The sequence below is a fragment of the Pseudomonas sp. Irchel 3A18 genome (assembly GCF_900187465.1).
GTDB classification, from domain to species: domain Bacteria; phylum Pseudomonadota; class Gammaproteobacteria; order Pseudomonadales; family Pseudomonadaceae; genus Aquipseudomonas; species Aquipseudomonas cichorii.
Genome location: NZ_FYDI01000023.1, coordinates 25,418 through 51,554, shown reverse-complemented (window position 1 = coordinate 51,554; position 26,137 = coordinate 25,418). Strand labels below are relative to the sequence as shown.

The 26,137-nt window shown below is 57.9% G+C and carries 27 protein-coding genes and 1 tRNA gene; 17 read left to right on the top strand and 11 right to left on the bottom strand.

Annotated features, from left to right (window positions below):
* Nucleotides 1-162: transposase (locus tag CKW23_RS25445; protein WP_143499011.1), on the bottom strand; the 162-nt coding region annotated here is incomplete at its 3' end.
* 256 nt (nucleotides 163-418) lie between these two features.
* On the opposite strand from CKW23_RS25445, the gene CKW23_RS26750 reads away from it, so the two are divergent.
* On the top strand, nucleotides 419-562 hold the full coding sequence (locus CKW23_RS26750) for a hypothetical protein (protein WP_162883720.1): 144 nt from the start codon (nucleotides 419-421) through the stop codon (nucleotides 560-562).
* 119 nt (nucleotides 563-681) lie between these two features.
* On the opposite strand, the gene CKW23_RS25435 is transcribed toward CKW23_RS26750, so the two are convergent.
* Nucleotides 682-769: transfer RNA gene (locus CKW23_RS25435), tRNA-Ser, on the bottom strand.
* Nucleotides 770-891: 122 nt separating this feature from the next.
* Between CKW23_RS25435 and CKW23_RS25430 the strand changes: the two genes are divergently transcribed.
* From CKW23_RS25430 to CKW23_RS25400, 7 genes are all read left to right on the top strand, one after another.
* Nucleotides 892-1,563: a Bax inhibitor-1/YccA family protein gene (locus tag CKW23_RS25430; RefSeq protein ID WP_095068644.1), complete on the top strand. Its 672-nt coding sequence runs from the start codon at nucleotides 892-894 to the stop codon at nucleotides 1,561-1,563.
* 102 nt (nucleotides 1,564-1,665) lie between these two features.
* A complete protein-coding gene (gene tusD, locus CKW23_RS25425) occupies nucleotides 1,666-2,058 on the top strand; it encodes a sulfurtransferase complex subunit TusD (RefSeq protein ID WP_095068643.1) in 393 nt (130 codons plus the stop codon).
* A 1-nt stretch (nucleotide 2,059) separates the two neighbouring features.
* Nucleotides 2,060-2,422 (top strand): sulfurtransferase complex subunit TusC, encoded by a 363-nt coding sequence (gene tusC, locus CKW23_RS25420; RefSeq protein WP_025259507.1) that lies wholly within the window; start codon nucleotides 2,060-2,062, stop codon nucleotides 2,420-2,422.
* A complete protein-coding gene (gene tusB / locus CKW23_RS25415) occupies nucleotides 2,422-2,721 on the top strand; it encodes a sulfurtransferase complex subunit TusB (protein WP_025259506.1) in 300 nt (99 codons plus the stop codon). The genes tusC and tusB overlap by 1 nt, the downstream gene beginning before the upstream one ends.
* Nucleotides 2,718-3,053, top strand: coding sequence for a TusE/DsrC/DsvC family sulfur relay protein (locus CKW23_RS25410; protein ID WP_025259505.1), 336 nt, complete (start codon nucleotides 2,718-2,720; stop codon nucleotides 3,051-3,053). Before tusB ends, CKW23_RS25410 begins: the two co-directional genes overlap by 4 nt.
* Nucleotides 3,050-4,051: a glycosyl transferase family protein gene (locus tag CKW23_RS25405; RefSeq protein ID WP_025259504.1), complete on the top strand. Its 1,002-nt coding sequence runs from the start codon at nucleotides 3,050-3,052 to the stop codon at nucleotides 4,049-4,051. Before CKW23_RS25410 ends, CKW23_RS25405 begins: the two co-directional genes overlap by 4 nt.
* 107 nt (nucleotides 4,052-4,158) lie before the next feature.
* Entirely contained in the window at nucleotides 4,159-5,154 is a 996-nt protein-coding gene (locus tag CKW23_RS25400) for a glutathione S-transferase family protein (RefSeq protein ID WP_095068642.1), read from the top strand.
* A 39-nt stretch (nucleotides 5,155-5,193) separates the two neighbouring features.
* Here the strand turns inward: CKW23_RS25400 and cysG are convergent, their stop codons facing one another.
* The 6 genes from cysG to ftsK form a co-directional block, all read right to left on the bottom strand.
* Complete coding sequence (gene cysG, locus CKW23_RS25395; RefSeq protein WP_095068641.1) at nucleotides 5,194-6,588, bottom strand: siroheme synthase CysG; 1,395 nt, start codon at nucleotides 6,586-6,588, stop codon at nucleotides 5,194-5,196.
* A complete protein-coding gene (gene serS, locus CKW23_RS25390; RefSeq protein WP_025259501.1) occupies nucleotides 6,589-7,869 on the bottom strand; it encodes a serine--tRNA ligase in 1,281 nt (426 codons plus the stop codon).
* Between the two features lie 16 nt (nucleotides 7,870-7,885).
* Nucleotides 7,886-8,260: a fluoride efflux transporter CrcB gene (gene crcB / locus CKW23_RS25385; protein ID WP_025259500.1), complete on the bottom strand. Its 375-nt coding sequence runs from the start codon at nucleotides 8,258-8,260 to the stop codon at nucleotides 7,886-7,888.
* The gene (locus CKW23_RS25380) at nucleotides 8,260-9,582 is read right to left on the bottom strand and encodes a replication-associated recombination protein A (RefSeq protein WP_025259499.1); all 1,323 of its coding nucleotides are present in this window, start codon (nucleotides 9,580-9,582) and stop codon (nucleotides 8,260-8,262) included. The genes crcB and CKW23_RS25380 overlap by 1 nt, the downstream gene beginning before the upstream one ends.
* A 19-nt stretch (nucleotides 9,583-9,601) precedes the next feature.
* Nucleotides 9,602-10,225 carry an outer membrane lipoprotein chaperone LolA gene (gene lolA, locus CKW23_RS25375; RefSeq protein ID WP_025259498.1) on the bottom strand — a complete coding sequence of 208 codons (624 nt, stop codon included), beginning with the start codon at nucleotides 10,223-10,225 and terminating at the stop codon, nucleotides 9,602-9,604.
* 69 nt (nucleotides 10,226-10,294) lie between these two features.
* The gene (gene ftsK / locus CKW23_RS25370) at nucleotides 10,295-12,697 is read right to left on the bottom strand and encodes a DNA translocase FtsK (RefSeq protein ID WP_025259497.1); all 2,403 of its coding nucleotides are present in this window, start codon (nucleotides 12,695-12,697) and stop codon (nucleotides 10,295-10,297) included.
* A gap of 492 nt (nucleotides 12,698-13,189) precedes the next feature.
* Between ftsK and aat the strand changes: the two genes are divergently transcribed.
* The 3 genes from aat to infA all read left to right on the top strand — a co-directional run bounded on the left by aat (nucleotide 13,190) and on the right by infA (nucleotide 14,955).
* Nucleotides 13,190-13,879: a leucyl/phenylalanyl-tRNA--protein transferase gene (gene aat, locus CKW23_RS25360; protein WP_025259495.1), complete on the top strand. Its 690-nt coding sequence runs from the start codon at nucleotides 13,190-13,192 to the stop codon at nucleotides 13,877-13,879.
* A 48-nt stretch (nucleotides 13,880-13,927) separates the two neighbouring features.
* A complete protein-coding gene (locus tag CKW23_RS25355) occupies nucleotides 13,928-14,635 on the top strand; it encodes an arginyltransferase (protein ID WP_025259494.1) in 708 nt (235 codons plus the stop codon).
* A 101-nt stretch (nucleotides 14,636-14,736) separates the two neighbouring features.
* Nucleotides 14,737-14,955 (top strand): translation initiation factor IF-1, encoded by a 219-nt coding sequence (gene infA / locus CKW23_RS25350; protein WP_002553999.1) that lies wholly within the window; start codon nucleotides 14,737-14,739, stop codon nucleotides 14,953-14,955.
* Between the two features lie 92 nt (nucleotides 14,956-15,047).
* On the opposite strand, the gene clpA is transcribed toward infA, so the two are convergent.
* Both clpA and clpS read right to left on the bottom strand, forming a co-directional pair.
* Entirely contained in the window at nucleotides 15,048-17,321 is a 2,274-nt protein-coding gene (gene clpA, locus CKW23_RS25345) for an ATP-dependent Clp protease ATP-binding subunit ClpA (protein WP_025259493.1), read from the bottom strand.
* A 30-nt stretch (nucleotides 17,322-17,351) separates the two neighbouring features.
* Nucleotides 17,352-17,714 carry an ATP-dependent Clp protease adapter ClpS gene (clpS, locus tag CKW23_RS25340; protein ID WP_025259492.1) on the bottom strand — a complete coding sequence of 121 codons (363 nt, stop codon included), beginning with the start codon at nucleotides 17,712-17,714 and terminating at the stop codon, nucleotides 17,352-17,354.
* Nucleotides 17,715-17,939: 225 nt separating this feature from the next.
* On the opposite strand from clpS, the gene cspD reads away from it, so the two are divergent.
* A complete protein-coding gene (gene cspD / locus CKW23_RS25335; RefSeq protein ID WP_025259491.1) occupies nucleotides 17,940-18,212 on the top strand; it encodes a cold shock domain-containing protein CspD in 273 nt (90 codons plus the stop codon).
* Between the two features lie 81 nt (nucleotides 18,213-18,293).
* Here cspD and icd read toward each other — a convergent pair whose 3' ends face one another.
* Nucleotides 18,294-19,550: an NADP-dependent isocitrate dehydrogenase gene (gene icd, locus CKW23_RS25330; protein ID WP_025259490.1), complete on the bottom strand. Its 1,257-nt coding sequence runs from the start codon at nucleotides 19,548-19,550 to the stop codon at nucleotides 18,294-18,296.
* Nucleotides 19,551-19,991: 441 nt separating this feature from the next.
* On the opposite strand from icd, the gene CKW23_RS25325 reads away from it, so the two are divergent.
* The 5 genes from CKW23_RS25325 to purB all read left to right on the top strand — a co-directional run bounded on the left by CKW23_RS25325 (nucleotide 19,992) and on the right by purB (nucleotide 26,132).
* The gene (locus tag CKW23_RS25325; protein WP_095068640.1) at nucleotides 19,992-22,217 is read left to right on the top strand and encodes an NADP-dependent isocitrate dehydrogenase; all 2,226 of its coding nucleotides are present in this window, start codon (nucleotides 19,992-19,994) and stop codon (nucleotides 22,215-22,217) included.
* A 155-nt stretch (nucleotides 22,218-22,372) separates the two neighbouring features.
* Nucleotides 22,373-22,819, top strand: a complete 447-nt coding sequence (locus tag CKW23_RS25320) for an NUDIX hydrolase (protein ID WP_025259488.1) — start codon at nucleotides 22,373-22,375, stop codon at nucleotides 22,817-22,819.
* 60 nt (nucleotides 22,820-22,879) lie between these two features.
* Nucleotides 22,880-24,010, top strand: a complete 1,131-nt coding sequence (gene mnmA / locus CKW23_RS25315; RefSeq protein ID WP_025259487.1) for a tRNA 2-thiouridine(34) synthase MnmA — start codon at nucleotides 22,880-22,882, stop codon at nucleotides 24,008-24,010.
* Nucleotides 24,010-24,630, top strand: coding sequence for a high frequency lysogenization protein HflD (hflD, locus tag CKW23_RS25310; protein ID WP_025259486.1), 621 nt, complete (start codon nucleotides 24,010-24,012; stop codon nucleotides 24,628-24,630). Before mnmA ends, hflD begins: the two co-directional genes overlap by 1 nt.
* 131 nt (nucleotides 24,631-24,761) lie before the next feature.
* Complete coding sequence (gene purB, locus CKW23_RS25305) at nucleotides 24,762-26,132, top strand: adenylosuccinate lyase (RefSeq protein WP_025259485.1); 1,371 nt, start codon at nucleotides 24,762-24,764, stop codon at nucleotides 26,130-26,132.
* The last annotated feature ends 5 nt before the right edge of the window (nucleotides 26,133-26,137 follow it).

Genomic DNA, 26,137 nt, shown 5'->3' with positions numbered 1-26,137 from the left:
CTGCCGTTCTTCTTGAGGTTTGCTGTAGCGCTTTATCCACGCATAGAGGCTATGCGTCGACACACCAAGACGGGCCGCTACGTCAGCGACGGGAAGCTTCTTTTCGGTCACTTGATTGACCGCTTGGATTTTGAATTCTTCGGGATAACGAGGGTTGCTCATGGCACCTCCTGATTGGCCTCAGTTTAAGGCATGGAGGTGTCTACGAAACCCGGGGCGATTCAGGGATCACTGCGCAGAGCTAAAGAGATAAAACTCCGATTGAGAAGTCATCGACGGTCTTCACCGCGAAGAAGCACCTACCTCATCTCGAATGCACTCATTGCACGATTCCAACTCACCACTACCAGATCGTGGGCGCTGTAGGTGTCGGTCATCAAGAACGCCATCACATCGGACAAAGGTTGAGTGCGCAGCCATGGCCTGCAAAACCAGAGATAGCCTCAACGGCCCAAAACGCGACCTGGCATTTTCAGTGGCGCATTTGATTGGCATGGCCAAGGCTGAGCTGGAGCGCTCGTTGGCCTGGGTGGAGGTGCGTCAGGGGCCTTTTCGCGAATGAGCGGAGCGCCGCCCGATTCGCTCCCACACAGTACGCGCAGGGGCGAATTCATTCGCGAAGCCCTCTGAAGGCCAGAAACGAAAAAGCCCTGAATAATCAGGGCTTTGACGTATCGAATATGGCGGAAGCATAGAGATTCGAACTCTAGGACCTGTTACAGTCGGCAGTTTTCAAGACTGCTGCCTTAAACCACTCGGCCATACTTCCACTTGCGTTGCGGGCGCCATAATACCGGAATGAAACAAGCTGTCAAACTCTCTGGGTGGCCAGTGGCAGCGCCTCTGTTATGATCTTTGCAACTCAACATTTCAACAGGAAGGAGTTTCGCAATGCGCGAACAGGATTACGCCCTTAAAACCGGCATGCAGGCCGACCAGCTAGAGGTTAGTCGTGTCCTGCGCAACACTTACGGTCTTCTCGCCCTGACCCTGGCGTTCAGCGGCGTCATGGCCTTTGTAGCCCAGCAGATGCGCGTCGGCTACCCGAACATTTTCGTGGTGCTGATCGGCTTCTATGGCCTGTTCTTCCTCACCAACAAGCTGCGTGATTCGGTGTGGGGCCTGGTTTCCACGTTCGCCCTGACCGGCTTCATGGGTTTCCTGCTGGGCCCGATCCTCAACCGCTACCTGGGCATGTCCGGTGGTGCTGAAGTCGTCAGCTCCGCATTCGCCATGACCGCGCTGGTATTCGGTGGCCTTTCGGCCTACGTGCTGATGACCCGTAAGGACATGAGTTTCCTGGGTGGTTTCATCACCGCCGGTTTCTTTGTCCTGCTGGGTGCGGTGCTGGCCAGCCTGTTCTTCGAGATCAGCGGGCTGCAACTGGCGATCAGCGCAGGTTTCGTGCTGTTCTCCTCGGTCTGCATCCTGTTCCAGACCAGTGCCATCATCCACGGTGGCGAGCGTAACTACATCATGGCGACGGTCAGCCTGTATGTATCGATCTACAACCTGTTCGTCAGCCTGTTGCAGATCTTCGGCATCATGAGCCGCGACGACTGATAGCTGTCCGGTTTCAACAAAAAGCCCGCCTTCGCGGGCTTTTTGCTGTCCAGCCTTCTTGAATTCTTTATTATTGCGCATGTTCCGCCGACAGAGCCGACAATGAAATTCGCCATATCCCTTTTTTCCGCGGCCCATGCGCCCTCTTCCCGACGCGCCCTGCTGTTTGCAGAGGCTGTATTGGCAGGCGGCCATGAGATTGTGCGTCTGTTCTTTTATCAGGAGGGCGTCCACAGTGCTTCGGCCAATGTCGTGTCACCACAGGATGAGCAGGACCTGTCACAGCAATGGCGCGACTTCATCGTAAAGCATCAGCTTGATGGCGTGGTCTGCATCGCAGCCGCCTTGCGTCGTGGTGTGCTGAATGCAGAAGAAGCCGAGCGCTATCAGCGCCCATCCGCCAATCTCCTTGAGCCTTGGGAATTGTCCGGGCTGGGCCAGTTGCACGACGCCGTGCAATCGGCGGATCGATTGATCTGTTTCGGAGGGCCTTGAAATGGCCAAGTCACTGTTGATCATCAGCCGCCAGCCCCCCTGGTCAGGCACGAGTGCCCGTGAAGCGCTGGATATCGTGCTGGCAGGCGGCGCCTATGACCTGCCGGTGGGGCTGCTGTTCATGGATGATGGCGTGTTTCAGTTGCTGCCACAGCAGAACGCCTCGGCGCTGCAACAAAAAGACCTCACCGCCAATCTGAAAGCGCTGGCGATGTTTGGCGTGGAAGAGGTCTATGCCTGCGGCCAAAGCCTGGCAGCACGCGGCATGCCGCATGCCGAACTGGATGCCGAAATCCATCATCTGCCCGCAAGAGCCGAGTTATCGGCCCTTATTGACCGCTACGACCAAGTGATAACGATCTGATGGCTACCTTGCACGTTCTTTCTCACTCGCCCTTCGCCGATACACGGCTGGATAGCTGCCTGAGCCTGCTGGGGCCAAATGACGGCCTGCTGCTGTGCGGCGATGCAACTTACGCCTTGATACCCTCCAGCGCCCCCTTGCAGGCACTGGAAAGACAGCTGCCCGCGCTCAAACTGTTCGCGCTGGATGAAGATATAAAAGCCCGTAACCTTAAGTTGCCTGAAGGTGCAAATGGCATCGATTATCCAGGCTTCGTCGAACTGACGATCCGCTTCGACAAGGTCAATACCTGGTTATGAAACAGTTGATCGTTGCCGAACGCAGCATTGCCCTGGATAAGGAGGGTTTCCTTCGGGACCTGAACGACTGGTCGCTGGAAGTGGCCCATGCGCTGGCGGCCGAGGAAGGTATTGCCCTGAGCACTGAGCATGTGGAAATCCTGGAGCTGCTACGCGATTTCCATGCAGAATTTCAGCTCTCGCCTGCCACTCGCCCATTGATCAAGTACACCGCACTCAAACTGGGGCCGGAAAAAGGCAACAGCATGCATCTCAACCGCCTGTTCAATGGCACTCCCGCCAAACTGGCCGCCAAGCTGGCGGGCCTGCCGAAGCCGACCAATTGCATATGAACGATTACGCTCCCCTCGTCACCGAAACACCTGCCGAGCATCCTTTTGCCCAGTTCGTCCGAGCCTTGGGCAAAGGCAAACGCGGCGCCCGCAACCTGACCCGCGAAGAGGCCAGGGAAGCCATGGGCATGCTGCTCGATGAAAAGGTCGAAGACACGCAACTCGGTGCCTTCCTGATGCTGTTGCGCCACAAGGAAGAAAGCCCGGAAGAGCTGGCCGGTTTCACCGAAGCGGTTCGCGAACGCCTCACGGCCCCGCCTATACAGGTCGATATCGACTGGCCGACTTACGCCGGCAAGAAGCGCCACCTGCCCTGGTATCTGCTGGCCGCCAAGTGCCTGGCGCAAAACGGCATCAAGGTGCTGCTGCATGGCGGCGGCGCGCATACCGCCGGGCGGCTTTATACGGAACAATTGCTCGGCCTGCTGGATATCCCGCTATGCCGCAATTGGCAAACGGTGGAAACCGCGCTGGAGCAACACAATCTGGCATTTATTCCGCTGGGCGACTGGGCGCCGCAGTTGCAACGCATGATTGATCTGCGCAACACACTGGGCCTGCGCTCACCGATTCACTCCCTGGCCAGGGTTCTCAACCCGCTGAATGCCCGTTGCGGCCTGCAGAGCATCTTTCACCCTGGCTATCAAAGCGTGCATCGCGAGGCCAGCACCTTGCTGGGCGACAATGCCATTGTCGTGAAGGGCGATGGCGGCGAAATCGAGATCAACCCCGACACCATCAGCCACCTGTACGGCACCAGCAACGGGCAAGCCTGGGATGAGGAATGGCCTGCGCTCTCGCCAAGACGCCACGTCAAACCCGCAACGTTGGAACCACAGCAACTGGTGGCCTTGTGGCGCGGCGAGATAGAAGACAGCTATCCGCAACTCGCCCTGATGTCCACCATTGCCTTGGCTTTGCGCGGGCTCGGTATCCCGCGCGAGGAAGCCTTTGAGCAAGCCCAAAGCTTCTGGGATCGCCGAGACAAGGCCCTGTAACCTATCGATTTACTCGATCATGGAAGGCCACTCTTTGCGCTTTTCTGTCGAACCAACTCGATTAGACTGACTCACAACCTATATTCATTTACAGATTGGAGTCAGACATGGGCCTTCTCATCGAAGGACGCTGGCATGACCAGTGGTACGAAAGCAGCAAGGATGGGGCATTCCAACGGGAAAACGCCCAGCGTCGTCACTGGGTCACGGCCAGCGGCAAACCCGGCCCTACTGGTGAAGGCGGCTTTGCAGCCCAAACGGGTCGCTACCATCTGTACGTATCGCTGGCCTGCCCATGGGCTCACCGCACCCTCATCCTGCGCAAACTCAAAGGCCTGGAAGATCTGATCGACGTTTCGGTAGTCAGCTGGCTGATGCTGGAAAACGGCTGGACCTTCGACCCACAGACAGGCTCGACGGGCGATAAGCTCGACAACCTGCAGTTTCTCCATCAACGCTACACCGCAGATGATGCGCGCTATACCGGCCGCGTCACCGTGCCGGTGCTGTGGGACAAACAGCAGCAGCGTATCGTCAGCAACGAATCGGCGGAAATCATCCGCATGTTCAACTCGGCATTCAATGGCCTGACAGGCAATCATCTGGACCTCTACCCGAGCGCCCTGCAATCAAGGATCGATCTGCTAAACGAGCAGATTTACCCCACCGTCAATAACGGTGTGTACCGGGCAGGTTTTGCCACCTCGCAAGGCGCGTACGAAGAAGCATTCGATGCATTGTTCACCGAGCTGGATGTGCTGGAAAAGCTGCTGGGAGAAAATCGCTATCTGGCGGGTGAATACCTGACCGAAGCCGATGTTCGGCTCTTCACCACCATCGTGCGTTTCGATGCGGTTTATTACAGCCACTTCAAGTGCAACCTGCGGCGCATCGCCGACTACCCCAACCTGAGCAACTGGCTGCGGGAGCTGTATCAGTGGCCAGGGATTGCAGAAACAGTAGACCTTGAGCATATCAAAGGCCATTACTACGCCAGCCATCGCACCATCAACCCGACAGGCATCGTCCCGAAAGGTCCGGCGTTGAATCTGGAAGCCAGCCATGATCGCGAGCGTTTGCCGGGCAAGGGAATCTGGAGCTGAAGCAAGGACGGATAGCCCGCAAGCGGGCTATCCCAAGGATCAGACGCTGGATTGCGCGCCTTCAAACCAGGCCAGTTTTTCGCGTAACACAACGACCTCCCCCACGATCACCAGTGTTGGAGCATGAACTTCATGCTCTGCCACCAGCTGAGGCAGCTTGGCCAGAGTGCCCGTAAAGACTCGCTGGCTGGAAGTCGTGCCCTGCTGAATCAATGCAGCTGGCGTGTCCGCCGATCGACCATGCTTGATCAGTTGCTCACAGATGATTGGCAGCCCGATCAAGCCCATGTAGAACACCAGGGTCTGTGCGGGCGAAACCAGATCATCCCAGGGCAGATTGCTGGTGCCATCTTTCAGGTGCCCGGTGATGAAACGCACCGATTGCGCATAATCGCGATGGGTCAGCGGAATCCCGGCATAAGCCGCGCAACCACTGGCCGCCGTGATGCCCGGTACGACCTGAAACGGGATGCCATGGGAAGCCAGCTCTTCGATCTCTTCGCCACCACGACCAAAGATGAACGGATCACCGCCCTTCAGACGTACAACACGCTTGCCTTCTTTGGCCAGGGCAACCAGTTGCTGGTTGATCTGGTCCTGAGGCAGTGCGTGCTCGGCGCGACGCTTGCCCACATAGACGCGCTCGGCGTCACGACGGCAGAGGTCGAGAATGGCTGGAGCCACCAGACGGTCATACAGCACGACATCGGCTTGCTGCATAAGGCGCAAGGCGCGGAAGGTCAGCAGGTCAGGATCACCGGGACCGGCACCCACCAGATAAACCTCACCCTGCGCCTTGGGCGCATCGCCTGCAATCTTGGCGATCAGCAACCGCTCGGCTTCGCTGCCCTGCCCGGCCAGTTGCCTGTCGGCGATAGGCCCCTGGAAAACATCTTCCCAGAACGCCCGACGCTGCTGGACATCCGGAAACAGCCCTTTGACCTGATTGCGAAAACGCGCCGCAAGCCCGGCCAACTGACCGTAGGTAGAAGGTATCCAGGTTTCCAGCTTGGCGCGGATCAAACGTGCCAGCACAGGTGCATCGCCGCCACTGGAGACCGCAATTACCAGGGGTGAACGGTCGACAATGGCCGGGAAAATGACCGTGCACAAGGCAGGCGCATCCACCACATTGACGGGAACACAACGCTGCCTGGAGTCCTGCGACACCTGGGCATTGAGCGGCTCATCGTCGGTGGCGGCAATGACCAATACACAGCCGTCCAGATCGCCTTCGCTGTAACCGCGAAGGATCAATTCGCCACCGCTGCGCTCGACCAGCTCGCGCAGTTGCTCTTCGATGTCGGGCGCGACCACCCGCAACAGCGCACCGGCTTCGGCCAGCAGGCGAGACTTGCGCAAGGCAATCTCGCCGCCACCGACGACCAGCACCCAACTGCCACGCAGATTGTGGAACAGCGGCAGGAATTCCATTTAACCGATGACCTCGATGCCGCCCATGTAAGGCTTGAGCACTTCAGGCACACGGATCGAACCGTCAGCCTGCTGGTAGTTTTCCAGCACCGCGACCAGGGTACGGCCAACAGCCAGACCCGAACCGTTCAGGGTATGAACCAGTTCCGGCTTGCCGGTTTCCGGGTTGCGCCAGCGGGCCTGCATGCGACGCGCCTGGAAGTCGCCGCAGTTGGAGCACGACGAGATTTCACGGAACTTGGCCTGGCTCGGAATCCAGACTTCAAGGTCGTAGGTCTTGACGGCGCTGAAGCCCATGTCGCCAGTACACAGAGCCAGTACGCGATAAGGCAGCTCCAGCAATTGCAGGACGCGCTCGGCGTTGGCGGTCAGGCCCTCCAGCGCTTCCATGGACTGGTCCGGAGCGACGATCTGTACCATCTCGACCTTGTCGAACTGGTGCTGGCGAATCATGCCGCGGGTATCGCGCCCCGAAGCACCGGCTTCGCTGCGGAAGCATGGCGTGTGGGCAACGAATTTCAGAGGCAGTTGTTTCGGGTCGAGGATTTCGCCGGAAACGATGTTGGTCAACGACACTTCTGCCGTCGGGATCAGGTACAGATCCGCTTCACCGTCGCGGGAGATCTTGAACAAGTCTTCCTCGAACTTCGGCAACTGACCGGTGCCCTGCAAGGCAGGCGCCTGGACCAGATAAGGCGTGTACGCCTCTTCGTAGCCGTGTTCGTTGATATGCAGGTTGATCATGAACTGCGCCAGGGCGCGGTGCAGACGGGCGATTGGCCCGCGCAGCAGAGCAAAGCGTGCGCCGGACAGCTTGGCGGCGGTTTCGAAGTCCAGCCAGCCGTACTTCTCACCCAGTGCAACGTGGTCCTGAACGGTGAAATCGAAGGAAGCAGGCGTGCCCCAGGTACGCACTTCGACGTTCTCGTCTTCGTCAGCGCCCACCGGCACGGACTCGTGAGGCAGGTTCGGCATGCTCAGCAGCATGGCGTCCAGCTCGGACTGAATGCTGTCCAGCTCTTTCTTGCCGCTGTTGAGCTCTTCGGCCATGCGATCGATATCTGCCATCAAAGGCGCGATGTCTTCGCCGCGCTGCTTGGCCTGACCAATGGATTTGGAACGGGCATTACGCTCGGCCTGCAACTGTTCGGTGCGGGTCTGTACCGTCTTGCGCTGGTTTTCCAGCGATTCGATGCGCGCTACGTCCAGCGTGAAACCACGGGAAGCCAGGCGATCCGCTACGTCCTGAAGTTGGGTACGTAACAGTTTGGAATCGAGCATATCGTTCTCTCGTCTATCAAAGTCTGGTCAGGGACAGGCCAACCCAGGTTGCGAGCAGCCCGCCGAACACGCTGATACCCGCATAGCCCAGCGCCATCGGTACTTGCCCGCTTTCCAGCAGGCGCAGCGTATCCAGTGAAAAGGATGAAAAGGTCGTCAGACCGCCTACAAAGCCGACAATCAAGCCGGCACGAACCTCGATGGGCACTTCCGGGCGAATCAGAAACAAGCCGTAAAGCACGCCGATTATCAGGCAACCGACGATATTCACCGCCAGAGTTGCCGTATAGAAATGCCGCGGCCAGTTGGCGCTTACCCAGGTTCCTGCAGCAAAGCGCAATAATGTACCAGCGATACCGGCTACGGACACCGCAAGAATCGTCTGAATCACTACTTTCTCCGCTGACGAGGGCTGACGGCGTCCAATGAAGCCAGATGTTTGAGCTTTTCGCCGATTTTAAGCTCCAGGCCACGGGGCACCGGCTTGTAATACTCGCGTGGTTCCAGCTCTTCGGGGAAGTAGTCTTCACCGGCCGCGTAGGCATCGGGCTCATCGTGGGCATAGCGGTATTCTTCGCCATAACCCAGTTGCTTCATGAGTTTGGTCGGCGCATTGCGCAAATGCAGCGGGACTTCAAGCGAACCGTGCTCGGTCGCCTCTCGCATCGCCGCCTTGAAGCCCATGTAAACCGCATTGCTTTTGGGCGCGCAGGCCAGATAAACGATGGCCTGGGCCACTGCCAGCTCGCCTTCCGGGCTGCCGAGACGCTCCTGCACATCCCAGGCGGACATGCACAGAGGCAAGGCACGCGGATCGGCATTGCCGATATCTTCGCTGGCCATGCGAACCACACGACGCGCCAGATACAGCGGATCGCAGCCACCATCGATCATCCGTGCAAACCAGTACAAGGCCGCATCGGGATTGGAGCCACGAATGGATTTGTGCAGAGCGGATATCTGGTCGTAGAACGCTTCACCACCCTTGTCGAAACGGCGACGACTGTCGCCAAGCAGGCTTTGCAGCAGATCGACACTGATCTGCGAACCATCTTCGGCAAGATCGGAGGCGTTTTCCAGCAGGTTGAGCATGCGTCGACCGTCACCATCAGCCGCCGACATCAGCATCTCGAAACCTTCATCACTCAGGCTCAGGTGATGCTTGCCCAAGCCACGCTCTTCGTTCAGCGCCCGATGCACCAGCTTGCGCAAGGCAGCTTCGTCCAGGCTCTTGAGGACATAGACCCGCGCTCGCGAAAGCAAGGCGTTGTTCAATTCGAACGAAGGGTTTTCAGTGGTCGCGCCAATGAAGATCAGGGTGCCGTCTTCAACGTACGGTAGAAAGGCGTCCTGCTGCGACTTGTTGAAGCGGTGGACTTCATCGACAAACAGGATGGTGCGACGCCCGTATTGGCCGGCCTGCTGCCTGGCCACTTCGACGGCCTGCCGGATTTCCTTGACCCCGGCGAGCACTGCCGAAACGGTTTCAAAATGCGCATCGGAAACCTTGGCCAGCAGCTTAGCCAGTGTGGTTTTACCCACACCCGGTGGCCCCCAGAAGATCATGGAATGCAGAGCACCCTGCTCCAGCGCCTCACGCAGAGGCTTGCCGTGAGCCAGCAGGTGTTCCTGACCGACATACTCGTCCAGATTGGTCGCACGCAAGCGTGCAGCCAGTGGCTGAGCTATCGGTTCACTACGAAACAGGTCCATGATCTGAGGTTAAGCCCCTTTATTCCTGGATGACATCGGCACCTTTGGGAATGTCGAACTTGAACTTGCTGGCCGCAATCGGCTCGTTGGCCTTGACGCCGGTGAACAGGATATTCGTGCGCTGGCCGACGCTGTCGATCAACTGCATGTCGTTGATGATGCCGTTACGGAAAGACAGACGCAGGTTGTCGAACAGGGTGTCCTTGGTCTTGGGCTTGAGCACGAAGTCGATCACGCCACCGGCTTCCTTGGCAGTGATATCGAAGCTTTCGCTGATCTTCGACACATCACCGGACAGCAGCAAGGCTGGCGTCTGGGTCAGGCGCTGATCCAGAGTCTTGATGGTGACCTGTTGCAGGTCAGGGTCCCAGAGGGAAACCTTCTTGCCATCGGAAACCATCAACTGCTCTTGCGGCGCATCGGTGTGCCAGTTGAACAGACCCGGGCGCTGCAAAGCCATTTCACCCGAGGTTTCCTGCAATTGCGTACCGCTGCCATCCAGCGTCAGCTGGGAAAAGCGCGCCGTGAGGGTCTGGGATTTTTCCAGCAACTGGGTCAGTCGCGCCACGTCCTTGCTGTCGGCATGGGCCGGGATCGCGGAGAAAGTCAGTGCAGTTGCCAATAGCATGCGGATAAGACGCATGGGATTCCTCATTGGATTCATGAAGCGCAGGTAGCGTACCGGGCACGCTACCTGCGCTATGGGATTAAATCAGTCGCGCATCGGGCCTGGCGCAATGACTTCACGCGAGCCATTGGTGTTCATGGACGTCACGACACCCGCCATTTCCATCGCCTCGATCATCCGCGCAGCACGGTTGTAACCAATCTTGAGTTTACGCTGCACAGCCGAGATCGATGCACGGCGGCTTTCGAGAACGAACTTCACTGCCTCGTCATACAAGGCATCGCTTTCGCTGTCTTCACCACCTTCGCCGCTACCGCCCTCGAAGCCGCTACCAGCCTCTTCGACGCCAGCCAGAATATCGTCGTTGTAGTTTGGCGTGCCACGCATTTTCCAGGCTTCCACGACACGGTGGACTTCCTCGTCGGAAACGAAGGCGCCATGCACACGAATCGGCAGACTTGTACCGGGCGGCATGTACAGCATGTCACCATGACCCAGCAGTTGCTCGGCGCCACCCTGATCGATGATGGTCCGCGAGTCGATCTTGCTCGACACCTGGAAGGCCATGCGCGTCGGGATGTTGGCCTTGATAAGACCGGTGATGACGTCCACGGACGGGCGCTGGGTTGCCAGGATCAGGTGAATACCGGCTGCCCGCGCCTTTTGCGCGATACGGGCAATGAGTTCTTCAACCTTCTTGCCGACAATCATCATCATGTCGGCGAACTCGTCGACCACCACCACGATGGTCGGCAAGGTGGTGAGCAACGGCGCTTCGTCATGAATGCTTTCACGACGATACATCGGGTCGGAAATCGGGTTGCCCTCTTCCTCGGCGTCCTTGATCTTGCGGTTGAAGCCGGCAAGGTTACGCACTCCCATGGCCGCCATCAGCTTGTAACGACGCTCCATCTCGGCAACGCTCCAACGCAAGGCGTTGGCCGCATCCTTCATGTCGGTCACGACCGGACACAGCAGGTGCGGAATGCCTTCGTAGATCGACAATTCAAGCATTTTCGGGTCGATCATGATCAGCTTGGCGTCTTCCGGGCCGGACTTGAACAGGATCGACAGGATCATGGCGTTCACACCCACGGACTTACCGGAACCGGTCGTACCGGCCACCAGAAGGTGAGGCATCTTGGCCAGATCGGTGATGACCGGACGGCCACCGATGTCATGACCCAGCGCCAGGGTAACCGGCGACTTGGCATTGTCATACTCGGGCGAGGACAGCACCTCGGAAAACCGCACGATCTGGCGGTCTTCATTGGGGATTTCGATACCGACGGTGGTCTTGCCGGGAATCACCTCGACCACACGGACGCTGGTCACGGCCAGTGAGCGTGCAAGGTCCTTGGCAAGGTTGGCAATACGGCTGACCTTGACCCCGGCGGCAGGCTGGATTTCGTAGCGCGTAATGACCGGCCCCGGATGGATGGAATCCACCGTGACCTCGACGCCGAACTCCTTGAGCTTGATTTCCAGCAGATGGCCTACGGCCGCCAATGACTCCGGCGAATAGTTGAGCTGTTTCTTTTCGGCCGGATCAAGAATCGAGATAGGCGGCAAGGTGCCTTCGATGGCGCTGTCGACAAACAACGGCACCTGCTTCTCTTTCTGGACACGCTTGCTCGGCTCGGGCGCCTTGGCAGGTGCCGGAGCAATGACTGCTGGCACGTGTTTCTCGCGCTCGGTCATGTGTTTGCTCAGGGACTCTTCACGCTCGATCAGACGCTCGCGGGCCTTGACCTGCTCACGACGATCGGGGACGACCGGCGCCACCACTTCGTCGACACGCATGTCGACTTCACGCAATTGCGCGACCATCTGCTTACGCTCGGTACGAGCGACCCACCAGCGGTTGGCGGCACTCTGGATGAGCTCGAAGAGGTCGAGGGTGATCTTGCCGGTCACATCCATGACCTTGAACCAGGACAGGTCGGTGAATACCGTCAGGCCGAACAGGAACAAGGCGATGAACAACAACGTGCTGCCCTGGATGTTGAGGGCTTTCTTGGCCAGATCGCCAAGCACTTCACCCAGCACACCGCCTGCCGAGCCCGGAAAGCCCGCTGCGAAATGAAAGTGGATGTGCGCCAGCGCTGCACCGGCCAGAATCAGGAATACCAGACCGATCAGGCGCCAGGAGAACAGCCAGCCGCTCCACTGCCACGGCTCGTGACGCTGACTGAAGACCTGCCAGGCCTTGATGGCCAGCAACAACGGGAAAATGTAGGCGAAATAGCCAACGACCATGAACAGGATATCGGCGCAGAAGGCACCCGCACGGCCTGCGGCGTTCTGGACTTGCGCGGAGCTGCTGGTATGGCTCCAGCCCGGATCGCTCTGATCGTAGGTCAACAGAGCCATCATCAGGTACAGGCACAAGGCACCAAAGGCAATCAGTGCACCTTCCTTGAGCCGATAATGCAGTTGCTGCCGCCAGAGCGGAACAGAGCTGGGTGCTGTGGTGGATTTTTTCAAAACGCTTTATTTCCTGCGCTCAAGCGCGAACATCTCGTTGATTGACTATGAACGGCTGCTGAACGGTATCGACCGGTTCCAGCCGAAAACGGGATCGCGAACCTCTGAAACACCCGCAGAACAGATGACCTGAATGATAACGCGCAAAGTCGGCATTGTACGGCTTTGTAGGTCCCGAGGTCTGTAGGAAAGCTCTTCACAGCGGCTTTTAACGCCCAATGATCGTCGTTTTCATACAGGGACTGACCGCAACGGGCCATAGCCTTCCTCATGACGTTCAATTTGAGCATGCATTCTCTTTTGTGACAAAGGCTTATGAGGTGATTCTATCAGTGAGACAGAAGATCGACGGCTATCGGGCTATCATCTTTTGCCTGCACTACCGAAACCTTGCGACACACACCATAATGGCGACCGGTTGTGACCGCATTTATTGTACAGAGTTGCAAATGACCACCCGTGCGCCCTCCCCTACCGCGAAGTCCTGATGCCATGCTGACCTGGTTGCAACGCAACAGCCTTGTTTTCCCACCCCTGGAAAAAGCCCTGCGCGAACCCAACGGCCTGCTGGCTGCGGGCGGCGACCTGTCCGCAGACCGGCTGATACAGGCTTACCGGCATGGCTGCTTTCCGTGGTTTCAGGACGGGCAGCCCATTCTCTGGTGGTCACCCGACCCACGCACCGTTCTGCCACCAGCCGAGATACATGTGTCACGCAGCCTGGGCAAACTCATTCGCCAGGAGCGCTATCGGGTGACGTTCGACCAGGACTTCCCAGCCGTCATACAGGCCTGCGCCGAACCTCGCAGCTACGCCAACGAAACCTGGATCACCCGCTCGATGCAGGAGGCCTATATGGAGCTGCATCGACGCGGACACGCACACAGCGTCGAGGTCTGGGACCAGGACACACTGGTGGGCGGGCTGTATGGCCTGGCCATGGGGCAGCTGTTTTTCGGCGAATCCATGTTCAGCCGCGCCGACAACGCCTCGAAAGTCGGCTTCGCCACATTGGTGGAACGCCTGAATGCCTGGGGGTTCGTATTGATCGATTGCCAGATGCCTACCCAGCACCTGCACAGCTTCGGTGCCCGCTCGATCCCGCGCCAGACATTTGCCGACTACCTGCACCGGCATCTGGATCAGCCCAATAACGCCGACTGGTTGCCTAGGCGAGTTTGAAAGGCTGGCATACACTCTTATTCATGGATTCTGATAACGGGGGCGATCATGACAGAGCTGGCGCGGCTTAAGTTTTATGCCACTCAACCCCACACCTGCAGTTACCTGCCCGAAGAGCAGGCGACCACGCTGTTTCTGGACCCCAGCCAACCCATGGACGTGCAAGTCTATGCCGACCTGTCGGACATGGGCTTTCGTCGCAGTGGCGACCATCTTTATCGCCCTCACTGCCAGAATTGCAGCGCCTGCGTGCCGGCGCGCATCCCGGTGAATCTCTTCGTCCCGGATCGGCAGCAAAAACGCATCCTCAAACGCAACACCGACCTTGAGGTGCGCAGCACCAAGCCAGCGTTCACCGAAGAGCACTTCGACCTTTATCAACGCTACATCGAACAACGCCATGCCGATGGCGACATGTTCCCACCCAGTCGCGACCAGTTCTCCACTTTTCTGGTACGTGACCTGCCCTTCTCGCGTTTTTACGAGTTCCGGCTGGATCAGCGCCTGCTGGCAGTCGCAGTGACCGATCTTTTGCCCAACGGCCTTTCTGCGGTCTATACCTTTTATGAACCCGATGAAGAACGGCGCAGTCTTGGGCGTTATGCCATCCTGTGGCAGATCGCCGAAGCAGCCCGGCTTCAGTTGCATGCCGTGTACCTGGGATACTGGATCAAGAACTGTAAAAAGATGAATTACAAGACCCAATATCGCCCCATCGAGCTGTTGACCAATCAAAGATGGGTCACTCTGTATTGAAGCCCTTGGCTTAAAGAGGTTTTTTCGGGCACAATGCACGCCGCTTTTGCCTGGCGCCACTTGCACCGGGCCACTCATTTGTATACCGAGGGCTTTACTGCATGTCGAAAGAAGACAGCTTCGAAATGGAAGGCACTGTCGTCGACACCCTGCCCAACACCATGTTTCGTGTGGAGTTGGAAAACGGGCACGTCGTAACCGCGCATATCTCCGGCAAGATGCGCAAGAACTACATCCGTATTCTTACCGGTGACAAGGTCCGCGTCGAACTGACGCCTTATGACCTGAGCAAAGGGCGTATCACCTACCGCGCCCGCTAAGCTAGTACTGACAAAAACGCCCGGCATATGCCGGGCGTTTTTGTTTGTCCGCTTGTCTGGCACTCATTACCGAGTGCCAGACAGGACTACCATCAGGCCATTTCTGCCGTTGTCTCGAAATCAAAGGTGATCTCGCCATCCTTGATATCGATATGCACAACGCCACCATGCTCCGACAACTCTCCGAACAGGATCTCCTCGGCCAGGGGACGCTTGATCTTGTCCTGGATAAGGCGAGCCATCGGACGAGCCCCCATTGCCGCATCGTAGCCACTCTGCGCCAGCCAGCTTCTGGCCGCGTCGGATACTTCGAGCAGTACACGCTTGTCTTCCAGTTGCGCCTGAAGTTCGGTAAGGAACTTGTCGACCACGCTCTTGATGACTTCGTGGCTGAGGCGACCAAACTGGATGATGGTGTCCAGACGGTTGCGGAACTCCGGCGTGAAGCTCTTCTTGATCACTTCCATTGCATCGGACGAGTGATCCTGATGAGTGAAACCGATCGAAGCCCGCGCTGCCGACTCGGCACCGGCGTTGGTGGTCATGATGACGATCACATTGCGGAAGTCCGCCTTGCGCCCGTTGTTGTCGGTGAGCGTACCGTGGTCCATGACCTGCAGAAGCAGGTTGAAGACTTCCGGATGCGCCTTCTCGATTTCATCGAGCAACAACACGCAATGCGGTTGACGGGTAATGGCTTCAGTCAGCAGACCGCCCTGATCGAAACCGACATAGCCCGGAGGCGCACCGATCAGACGCGAAACGGTATGCCGCTCCATGTATTCGGACATGTCGAAGCGAATCAGCTCGACGCCAAGTGCCTTGGCCAACTGACGCGCTGCTTCGGTCTTGCCGACGCCGGTAGGACCTGCAAACAGGAAAGAACCTACAGGCTTGTCAGGCGACTTCAAGCCGGCACGGGACAGCTTGATGGCAGTGGACAGCGAGTCGATGGCAGCATCCTGACCGAAGACCGTGAGCTTGAGATCGCGCTCCAGGTTACGCAGCAGCTCCTTGTCGGAACTGTTGACGTGTTTTGGAGGAATACGCGCGATTTTCGCGACGATATCTTCAACCTGCGGCACATCGATGCACTTGACCCGACGCTCGACCGGCTGCAGCCGCTGGAAGGCGCCAGCTTCGTCGATGACATCGATGGCCTTGTCAGGCATGTGCCGGTCATTGATGTAGCGCGACGCAAGCTCTGCAGCTGCACGCAACGCTTCATCGCTGTACTCGATGCTGTGATGCTGTTCGAAGCGGCCCTTGAGGCCCCGGAGAATGCCAATGGTGTCCTCGACCGATGGTTCGGAGACATCGACTTTCTGGAAACGACGCGCCAGGGCACGATCCTTCTCGAAGATCCCGCGGAACTCCTGGAATGTGGTCGAACCGATGCAACGGATATCCCCAGAAGACAGCAGCGGCTTGAGCAGGTTGGATGCATCCATTACCCCGCCTGAAGCTGCACCCGCACCGATGATGGTATGGATTTCATCAATGAACAGGATGGCATGAGGCCGCTTGCGCAGTTCATTGAGCAGCGCCTTGAAACGCTTCTCGAAATCGCCGCGGTATTTGGTACCAGCCAGCAATGCACCCAGATCCAGAGAGTAGACGACACTACTGGCCAGCAGATCCGGGACCTGATTGTCGACGATACGCTTGGCCAGCCCTTCGGCAATGGCCGTCTTGCCGACACCCGCCTCACCGACCAGCAAAGGGTTGTTCTTGCGACGACGGGCGAGAATCTGAGCAACGCGCTCGACTTCACTCTCACGCCCAACCAGAGGATCAATACGCCCCTGGCGCGCCAGTTCGTTCAGATTACTTGCATAGGCATCCAGAGGATTGCCTGAGGAAGAAGCCTCACCACCCTCGTCGTCCTGCATATCCTGCTCACCTTCAGAAGAGTGTTCGCCATGCCCAGGGACCTTGGAGATACCGTGGGCGATGTAGTTGACGACATCAATCCGGGCCACGCTCTGCTGCTTGAGCAGGAAGACGGCCTGACTTTCCTGCTCACTGAAAATTGCTACCAGTACGTTGGCGCCGGTCACTTCACGCTTGCCGGAACTCTGTACATGGAAGACTGCACGTTGCAACACGCGCTGGAACCCGAGCGTCGGCTGGGTTTCACGATCCTCGTCATGGACGGGGATCAGTGGGGTTGTGGAGTCGATGAACTCCTGCAGATCATGCTTGAGCTTATCGAGGTTTGCGCCGCAGGCACGCAAGACAGTGGCTGCAGCCTCATTATCCAATAGAGCCAGCAGGAGATGCTCGACCGTCATGAACTCATGACGCTTTGAACGAGCTTCCTTGAAGGCAAGATTGAGGGTGACTTCGAGCTCACGGTTTAACATAGCTTCACCTCATACCCAAGTGGCCGGCGTTTAACCGTCCTTCTCGATCTCACAGAGTAGTGGATGCTGACTTTCCCGGGCGTATTGATTGACCTGCATTGCCTTGGTTTCGGCTATGTCGCGGGTAAACAATCCGCATACTGCCCGCCCCTCTGTATGGACGGCCAGCATGACCTTGGTAGCCAGCTCACGATTCAGGTTGAAAAACACCTCAAGAACCTCAACGACGAAATCCATAGGGGTGTAATCATCGTTAAACAAAACCACCTTGTACATCGGTGGCGCCTGCAGGGTGGGCTTGGCGTCCTGCAACGCAATGCCAGCTGAGTCGTCCTCGTGTGACTGCGGACCGTCCTGATTGAATGTTAGTCGAATCTTGCTGATTGCATGCATGGTAAAGAAAGGTTCGTGTAAAGAGCGGATTGAATAATTTAGTCGCAGCCTGACCGGTTTTCACATAGACCGCTGCATGACCTTGACTATCAGCTAATCGGTGTTACAAACAATAGAGCCCACATTGGGTAAAAAGGGTCCGCGCAGTCAACCAAAATTTTTTTAGGCCAGGCGGATTGAGGTGGATGATACTCCAGACGGAGTCCTTTGCAGAGGGATATGGCTATGCTCAGTGGTAAAGTCAAGTGGTTCAATAATGCAAAAGGCTACGGATTTATTCTTGCCGATGGCAGAGATGAAGATCTGTTTGCTCATTATTCAGCCATACAAATGGATGGCTACAAAACGCTCAAGGCAGGCCAACCGGTCCAATTCGAGATCATTCAAGGCCCCAAGGGATTACATGCCGTGAATATCTCGTCTGCGTCCACAGCTACTGCTCCAACATCCGCAGATGCTTCAAGCGCAGCACAAAAGCCAGCTAATGTGTCGGCCTGAAGCAGACCACCACATACGCCAGCCATAAAGAAACAGCCAGTTCAGGATGACTGAACTGGCTGCTGCGTCGCAGCACCGGCTTCACATGTGCGCGATCAAGGCATCGCCGAATGCTGACGATGAGAGCAGAGTTGCGCCCTCCATCAATCGCTCGAAATCATAAGTAACAGTTTTTGCAGCAATCGCACCATTAGTGCCTTTGATAATCAGATCGGCCGCCTCAACCCATCCCATATGCCGCAACATCATTTCGGCAGACAGAATCAGAGAACCCGGATTGACCTGATCCTTGCCAGCATATTTAGGCGCTGTCCCGTGCGTCGCCTCGAACATGGCCACGGTGTCAGAAAGATTGGCTCCCGGCGCAATACCGATCCCTCCCACCTCGGCAGCCAGCGCGTCGGAAAGGTAGTCGCCGTTGAGATTCAGCGTTGCGATGACATCATAGTCAGCCGGGCGTAACAGGATCTGCTGAAGCATCGCATCGGCGATGGCATCCTTGACGGTCACATTCTTGCCGGTGCGGGCGTTCGTGAACTGCATCCACGGGCCACCCTCCAGCAACGTCGCCCCAAACTCTTCGGCGGCCACCTCATAGGCCCACTCCTTGAAGGCCCCTTCGGTAAATTTCATGATGTTGCCTTTATGCACAATGGTCAGCGAGTCGCTGTCATTGTCGACCACATACTGCAACGCCTTGCGTGCCAGACGCCGGGTGCCCTCCCGGGAAACCGGCTTGACCCCGATACCGCAATCCTCGTCAAAGCGGATTTTCGTGACACCCATCTCTTCCTTGAGAAATCGAATAACCTTGGTCGCCTCGGGAGATCCGGCCTTCCATTCGATCCCGGCATAAATGTCTTCGGAATTTTCACGAAAGATCGTCATGTTCACATCGCCAGGTTTCTTGACCGGGCTAGGCACGCCCTCGAACCAGCGAACCGGCCTCAGGCAGACATACAGATCCAGTTGCTGGCGCAAGGCAACGTTCAGAGAGCGAATGCCGCCTCCGACCGGCGTGGTCAGAGGGCCCTTGATGGAAACCACGTACTCCCGCACCGCATCCAGGGTTTCCTGAGGCAGCCAGGTATCAGGATCGTAAATCCGGGTCGCCTTCTCTCCGGCATAGACTTCCATCCAGGAAATCCTGCGCTTTTCGCCATAGGCCTTGCTGACGGCCGCATCGACCACCTTGATCATGACCGGCGTGATATCGATGCCAATCCCATCCCCTTCTATAAAGGGAATGATCGGGTTATCGGGGACATTCAAGGAGTGGTCTGCGTTGACAGTGATCTTCTCACCGACGGCGGGGATTCTTGTTTTTTGATATGCCATGCGGGACTCCGGTGCGTGCTGAGTGGACATCCTGACAGCCATTGAGCCTAGTCAGCCCCGCAGGCACAGGCAAAGCCCGCCAGTCCGAAGCCGCCGAAAAGGCCCGAAACCCTTGATCTTGAGCACATTCGTTCGACCAACGGCGAATAGTCGCCATTCGATAGCACGCATAGCATTAATGCTTGGCGCCAAGGGTTTGATATACTCGCGACGTGACCGCAGAGTCATAAAGGCCGAAGTGTCTGGAACCAGACTTTCAGCCTTATATATGCGTCGGGCAGTGACCATGGCCACGCCCGGCAGCTTGACGCTCGACTGATGCACCCAACATCACCGCGAATAAACCTCGACTTGGGCCCATGACCGAACTTTGGGCAAGAGTGCATACCCTGCGCATATCGAGATTTTGTGCATGCTCAGCAAAACAGAGAGTTAATACCAATGTCCAACCGCTCGAAGATCATCTACACCTTCACTGACGAAGCTCCGGCACTCGCCACCTACTCGCTTCTGCCAATCATCGAAGCATTTACAGCCTCTTCCGATATCGACGTCGAAACACGCGATATCTCCCTGGCGGGCCGTGTTCTTTCCAGCTTCCCCGAATCGCTTGGCGCCGATCAGCAGGTGCCGGATCATCTCGCCGAGTTGGGCAAACTGGCCACCACGCCAGAAGCCAACATCATCAAGCTGCCTAACATCAGCGCCTCGGTCCCTCAATTGAAGGCGACCATCAAAGAGCTGCAGGAACAAGGCTTCAAGATCCCGGACTACCCGGAAGCGCCGTCCACCGACGCGGAAAAAGAAACCCGCGCCCGTTACGACAAGGTCAAGGGCAGCGCCGTGAACCCGGTTCTGCGTGAAGGCAACTCCGACCGCCGCGCCCCGCTCTCGGTCAAGAACTACGCTCGCAAGCACCCGCACAAGATGGGCGCCTGGGCTGCCGACTCCAAGGCTCACGTTGCTCACATGAGCAGCGGCGACTTCTACGGCAGCGAAAAAGCCGCTCTGGTCGAGGCTGACAACAGCGTCAAGATCGAGCTGATTGCCAAAGACGGTACAACCACCGTCCTGAAAGAGAAAACCAGCGTCAAGGCTGGCGAAGTGATTGATTGCTCGGTCATGAGCAAGAAAGCCCTGCGCAGCTTCATTGCCGCCGAAATCGAAGACGCCAAGAAGCAAGGCGTTCTGTTCTCGGTGCACCTGAAAGCCACCATGATGAAAATCTCCGACCCGATCATGTTCGGTCAGATCGTCGACGAGTTCTACAAGGACGCGCTGACCAAGCACGCCGACATCCTGAAGGAAATCGGCTTCAGCCTGAACAACGGCATCGGCGATCTGTATGACCGCATCGGCGCCCTGCCCGCTGACAAACAGGCTGAAATCAAGGCTGACATCCAGGCGGTCTACGCCACTCGCCCACAACTGGCGATGGTCAACTCCGACAAAGGCATCACCAACCTGCACGTACCGAGCGACGTCATCGTCGACGCCTCGATGCCTGCAATGATCCGTGACTCCGGCAAGATGTGGGGCACCGACGGTCAACTGCACGACGCCAAGGCTGTTATCCCGGATCGCTGCTACGCGACCATCTACCAGGCTGTCATCGAAGACTGCAAGAAAAACGGCGCCTTCGACCCAACCACCATGGGCAGCGTTCCGAACGTCGGCCTGATGGCTCAGAAAGCCGAAGAGTACGGCTCTCACGACAAGACTTTCCACATCAAGACCGATGGCGTGGTTCGCGTAACCGACAGCCAGGGCAACCTGCTGATGGAACAGAACGTCGAAACCGGCGACATCTGGCGCATGTGCCAGGCCAAGGACGCGCCGATCCAGGACTGGGTCAAACTGGCCGTCAACCGCTCCCGCGCCAGCAACACCCCGGCGATTTTCTGGCTCGACCCGGCTCGCGCCCATGACAGCGTCATGATCGAGAAAGTCCAGAAGTACCTGGGCGACCACGACACTTCGGGCCTGGACATCCAGATCCTGTCGCCGGTCGAAGCCATGAAGCTGACCCTGGAACGCACCCGTGCCGGCAAGGACACCATTTCGGTGACCGGTAACGTACTGCGCGACTACCTGACCGACCTGTTCCCGATCATGGAACTGGGCACAAGCGCCAAGATGCTGTCGATCGTGCCGCTGATGAATGGCGGTGGCCTGTTCGAAACCGGCGCTGGCGGTTCGGCTCCGAAACACGTTCAGCAGTTCGTCGAAGAGAACTTCCTGCGCTGGGATTCCCTGGGCGAGTTCCTGGCTCTGGCCGCTTCGCTTGAGCACCTGGGCAATGCCTACAACAATCCTAAAGCTCTGGTCCTGTCCAAGACTCTGGATCAGGCTACCGGTGAGTTCCTGGATCGCAACAAGTCGCCTTCGCGCAAAGTCGGCAGCATCGACAACCGCGGCAGTCACTTCTACCTGACCCTGTTCTGGGCACATGCTCTGGCTGCTCAAAACGACGACGCCGCCCTCAAGGCGCAGTTCAGCCCGCTGGCCAAGACACTGACCGACAACGAAGAGAAAATCGTTGCCGAACTCAACGCTGTCCAGGGCAAACCAGTGGAAATCGGTGGTTACTACTTCACCAATGCTGAACTGACCAGCAAAGCCATGCGCCCTAGCGCAACCTTGAACGCAGCCATCGCCGCGTTGTAAGTGGCAAACCGGTCAGACACATGATCTGCAAAAGCCCCGGCCACGCACCGGGGCTTTTGTATTTCCGACCAGAGAAAAGCCGCCCTCCTACACGTTTTTTTGTGCCTGACTGATGGGTATTACACCTCCTCCCCCAATACACGAGTAGCAACATTATGGAATGGCAAGCCCACGTTACCGTCGCCACGATCGTCGAAGATCAGGGCCGCTTCCTGTTCGTCGAAGAAATCAAGGGCGGACAAAAGGTACTCAACCAACCTGCCGGGCATCTGGACCCAAACGAAAGCCTGCAACACGCAGCCGTGCGCGAAACCCTTGAAGAAACCGGCTGGGATGTCGAACTGACCAGCGTGATCGGTATCTACCTGTATACAGCGCCCAGCAATGGCGTGACCTACCAGCGCATCTGCTTTGCAGCCAAGGCCCTGCGCCATCATCCCGAATACGCTCTGGACGAGGGCATAGTCGGCCCGGTCTGGATGACTCGTGATGAACTCATGACCCAGCAGCATCGCTGGCGCAGCGAGCTGGTCATGCGGTGTGTGGACGATTATCTGAATGCCGAACACTTCAGTCTTGCCCTGCTGCGCGACAAGGCGTGAGACTCGACGCCCTCAGCCTGATAGAATCGCGTCCTTTTCAAGGCCACCCATTGAACTCCCATGCGTGATCCAGCCCACTGCAACCCAGAAAACAAGCGCGTCATAGTCGGCATGTCCGGCGGCGTGGACTCATCCGTTTCCGCTGTCCTGCTCATGGAGCAGGGTTATCAGGTGGAAGGCTTGTTCATGAAGAACTGGGAAGAAGACGACGGAACGGAATACTGCACTGCCCGAGAAGACCTGGCAGACGCCCAGGCCGTGTGCGACAAGATCGGCATAAAGCTGCACACCGCCAACTTCGCCGCCGAGTACTGGGACAACGTGTTCGAGCACTTCCTGGAAGAGTACAAGGCCGGTCGCACGCCTAACCCGGATATCCTTTGCAACCGGGAAATCAAGTTCAAGGCCTTCCTTGACTACGCCCTGATGCTGGGCGCAGACCTGATTGCCACCGGCCATTACGTACGCCGCCGCGACATCGACGGCCGCACCGAACTGCTCAAGGGCCTGGACCCGAACAAGGACCAGAGCTATTTCCTGCACGCCGTGGGCGGCGAACAGATCGCCCGCACCCTGTTCCCGGTCGGCGAGCTGGAGAAACCGGAAGTACGCGCCATTGCCGAGAAACACGGTCTGGCGACGGCCAAGAAGAAAGACTCCACCGGCATCTGCTTTATCGGTGAACGCCGCTTCACGGATTTCCTGCGCCAGTACCTCCCTGCCCAGCCCGGCGAGATCAAGACCACCGAAGGCGAAGTCATCGGTCGCCACAACGGCCTGATGTACCACACCATCGGTCAGCGCCAGGGCCTGGGTATCGGCGGACTGAAGGACGCAAGCGATGATCCCTGGTATGTACTGGTCAAGGACCTGGAACACAACGAACTGATCGTCGGCCAGGGTAACGATCATCCCTGGCTGTTTTCCCAGGCTCTGGTCACCTCGCAGATCTACTGGGTCAACCCCATCGACCTGAGCAGCCCGAAGAAACTGACCGCCAAGGTACGTTATCGCCAGGGCGACCAGCACTGCACGCTGGAAAAGACTGCCGATGGCTACCGCGCCCTATTCGATGAACCGCAGCGCGCCGTGACACCCGGTCAGTCCGTGGTGTTCTATGACGGCGAAATCTGCCTGGGGGGCGGCGTGATCGAAATAGCCGAACCCTGGAAAAGCAAGGACAAGCGTTGATGACCCCTATTCAGGAGCAACTGATCGCTCTGGGCGGCGTATTCCAGGCCGCCATACTGGTAGACCGGATCGCCAAGACCGGACAGGTCAGCGAAGCCGGGCTGAGCTGCATGATCGGCAGCCTGCTGGTGCTGGACCCCAAAGACACACTGGACGTGTATGGCGGCGACGACCTGAACCTGCGCGAGGGCTATCGCGCCATGGTCAGTGCTCTGGAGCGCGACCCCGCGACCCTGCAGCGCGAGCCGCTGCGCTATGCCCTGTCGATGCTCGGTCTTGAGCGGCAACTGGCCAAGCGCGATGACATGCTGGAAGTGATCGGCAAGCGCCTGCCGCAGATCCAGTCCCAGGCCGAACATTTTGGCATCGCCCATGAAAACGTGATCGCTGCCACCGGCGCGCTGTATCAGGACACCCTGAGCACCCTGCGCCAGCGCATTCAGGTTCATGGCGACATGCGCAACCTGCAGCAACCCAACAATGCCTCGAAGATCCGCGCACTGTTGCTGGCCGGCATTCGCTCGGCCCGTCTGTGGCGACAAGTTGGCGGTCATCGCTGGCAACTGGTCTTCAACCGACGCAAGTTATTGAAAGAACTCTATCCGCTGATGCACGGCTGACCTGCCACGCAGCTGCGACCCTTACCACCCAGGCACGACGCAATCTACGCTGGTCAGTCCGACCCAGTCGGACTGAAATTTCATGTATGATATGCGCCCCTTTTCGTTGCCCGACTGTTCGAGACCACCCCATGCAGCTTTCTTCGCTCACTGCGGTTTCCCCTGTTGATGGCCGCTACGCCGGCAAAACCCAGGCTCTGCGCCCTATTTTCAGCGAATACGGCCTGATCCGCTTTCGCGTGATGGTTGAAGTTCGCTGGCTCCAGCGCCTGGCAGCTCACCCGCAAATCAGCGAAGTACCACCGTTTTCCGCAGAGGCCAACGCCATTCTCAATGCGCTGGCTGAAGATTTCTCCGTGGAACACGCCGAGCGCGTGAAAGAAATCGAACGCACCACCAACCACGACGTCAAGGCCGTGGAATATCTGCTCAAGGAACAGGCTGCCAAGCTGCCTGAACTGGACAAGGTCAGCGAGTTCATCCACTTCGCCTGCACCAGCGAAGACATCAACAACCTGTCCCACGCCCTGATGCTGCGCGAAGGTCGCGATAACGTGATGCTGCCGCTGATGCGCCAGATCGCCGACTCCATCCGCGAGCTGGCCCAGCGCTTCGCCGACGTGCCGATGCTGTCGCGCACCCACGGCCAGCCGGCTTCACCGACGACTCTGGGCAAGGAACTGGCCAACGTCGTCTATCGACTGGAGCGCCAGATCACCCAGATCGCAGCAGTTCCTCTGCTGGGCAAGATCAACGGTGCGGTAGGCAACTACAACGCCCACCTGTCTGCCTATGCAGACATCGACTGGGAAGCCAACGCACGCGCCTTCATCGAAGACGAACTGGGCCTGGGCTTCAACCCCTACACCACCCAGATCGAACCGCATGACTACATCGCCGAGCTGTTCGATGCCATTGCGCGCTTCAACACCATCCTGATCGACTTCGATCGCGATATCTGGGGCTACATCTCCCTGGGCTACTTCAAGCAGCGCACCATCGCTGGCGAAATCGGTTCCTCGACCATGCCGCACAAGGTCAACCCGATCGACTTCGAAAACTCCGAAGGCAACCTGGGCATCGCCAACGCACTGTTCCAGCACCTGGCGAGCAAACTGCCGATCTCCCGCTGGCAACGCGACCTGACCGACTCCACCGTGCTGCGCAACCTGGGCGTGGGCTTTGCTCACAGCGTCATTGCCTACGAAGCCAGCCTCAAGGGCATCAGCAAGCTGGAACTGAACGAGCAGCGTATCGCTGCCGATCTGGACGCCTGCTGGGAAGTTCTGGCAGAGCCGATCCAGACCGTCATGCGTCGCTACAACATCGAAAACCCGTACGAAAAGCTGAAAGAACTGACACGCGGCAAGGGCATCAGCCCTGAAGCACTGCAAACTTTCATCGACGGTCTGGACATGCCAGCCGAGGCCAAGGCCGAGCTGAAGAAGCTGACCCCGGCCAATTACATCGGCAATGCCGTGGCACAAGCCAAGCGCATCTGACCCGC

What these genes read in the sequence shown, in the direction of transcription:
- CKW23_RS26750 (WP_162883720.1), top strand. Translation starts at nt 419, where the DNA reads ATGGCCTGCAAAACCAGAGATAGCCTCAACGGCCCAAAACGCGACCTG.
- CKW23_RS25430 (WP_095068644.1), top strand. Translation starts at nt 892, where the DNA reads ATGCGCGAACAGGATTACGCCCTTAAAACCGGCATGCAGGCCGACCAG.
- tusD (WP_095068643.1), top strand. Translation starts at nt 1,666, where the DNA reads ATGAAATTCGCCATATCCCTTTTTTCCGCGGCCCATGCGCCCTCTTCC.
- tusC (WP_025259507.1), top strand. Translation starts at nt 2,060, where the DNA reads ATGGCCAAGTCACTGTTGATCATCAGCCGCCAGCCCCCCTGGTCAGGC.
- tusB (WP_025259506.1), top strand. Translation starts at nt 2,422, where the DNA reads ATGGCTACCTTGCACGTTCTTTCTCACTCGCCCTTCGCCGATACACGG.
- CKW23_RS25410 (WP_025259505.1), top strand. Translation starts at nt 2,718, where the DNA reads ATGAAACAGTTGATCGTTGCCGAACGCAGCATTGCCCTGGATAAGGAG.
- CKW23_RS25405 (WP_025259504.1), top strand. Translation starts at nt 3,050, where the DNA reads ATGAACGATTACGCTCCCCTCGTCACCGAAACACCTGCCGAGCATCCT.
- CKW23_RS25400 (WP_095068642.1), top strand. Translation starts at nt 4,159, where the DNA reads ATGGGCCTTCTCATCGAAGGACGCTGGCATGACCAGTGGTACGAAAGC.
- cysG (WP_095068641.1), bottom strand. Translation starts at nt 6,588, where the DNA reads ATGGAATTCCTGCCGCTGTTCCACAATCTGCGTGGCAGTTGGGTGCTG.
- serS (WP_025259501.1), bottom strand. Translation starts at nt 7,869, where the DNA reads ATGCTCGATTCCAAACTGTTACGTACCCAACTTCAGGACGTAGCGGAT.
- CKW23_RS25380 (WP_025259499.1), bottom strand. Translation starts at nt 9,582, where the DNA reads ATGGACCTGTTTCGTAGTGAACCGATAGCTCAGCCACTGGCTGCACGC.
- lolA (WP_025259498.1), bottom strand. Translation starts at nt 10,225, where the DNA reads ATGCGTCTTATCCGCATGCTATTGGCAACTGCACTGACTTTCTCCGCG.
- aat (WP_025259495.1), top strand. Translation starts at nt 13,190, where the DNA reads ATGCTGACCTGGTTGCAACGCAACAGCCTTGTTTTCCCACCCCTGGAA.
- CKW23_RS25355 (WP_025259494.1), top strand. Translation starts at nt 13,928, where the DNA reads ATGACAGAGCTGGCGCGGCTTAAGTTTTATGCCACTCAACCCCACACC.
- infA (WP_002553999.1), top strand. Translation starts at nt 14,737, where the DNA reads ATGTCGAAAGAAGACAGCTTCGAAATGGAAGGCACTGTCGTCGACACC.
- clpA (WP_025259493.1), bottom strand. Translation starts at nt 17,321, where the DNA reads ATGTTAAACCGTGAGCTCGAAGTCACCCTCAATCTTGCCTTCAAGGAA.
- clpS (WP_025259492.1), bottom strand. Translation starts at nt 17,714, where the DNA reads ATGCATGCAATCAGCAAGATTCGACTAACATTCAATCAGGACGGTCCG.
- cspD (WP_025259491.1), top strand. Translation starts at nt 17,940, where the DNA reads ATGCTCAGTGGTAAAGTCAAGTGGTTCAATAATGCAAAAGGCTACGGA.
- icd (WP_025259490.1), bottom strand. Translation starts at nt 19,550, where the DNA reads ATGGCATATCAAAAAACAAGAATCCCCGCCGTCGGTGAGAAGATCACT.
- CKW23_RS25325 (WP_095068640.1), top strand. Translation starts at nt 19,992, where the DNA reads ATGTCCAACCGCTCGAAGATCATCTACACCTTCACTGACGAAGCTCCG.
- CKW23_RS25320 (WP_025259488.1), top strand. Translation starts at nt 22,373, where the DNA reads ATGGAATGGCAAGCCCACGTTACCGTCGCCACGATCGTCGAAGATCAG.
- mnmA (WP_025259487.1), top strand. Translation starts at nt 22,880, where the DNA reads ATGCGTGATCCAGCCCACTGCAACCCAGAAAACAAGCGCGTCATAGTC.
- hflD (WP_025259486.1), top strand. Translation starts at nt 24,010, where the DNA reads ATGACCCCTATTCAGGAGCAACTGATCGCTCTGGGCGGCGTATTCCAG.
- purB (WP_025259485.1), top strand. Translation starts at nt 24,762, where the DNA reads ATGCAGCTTTCTTCGCTCACTGCGGTTTCCCCTGTTGATGGCCGCTAC.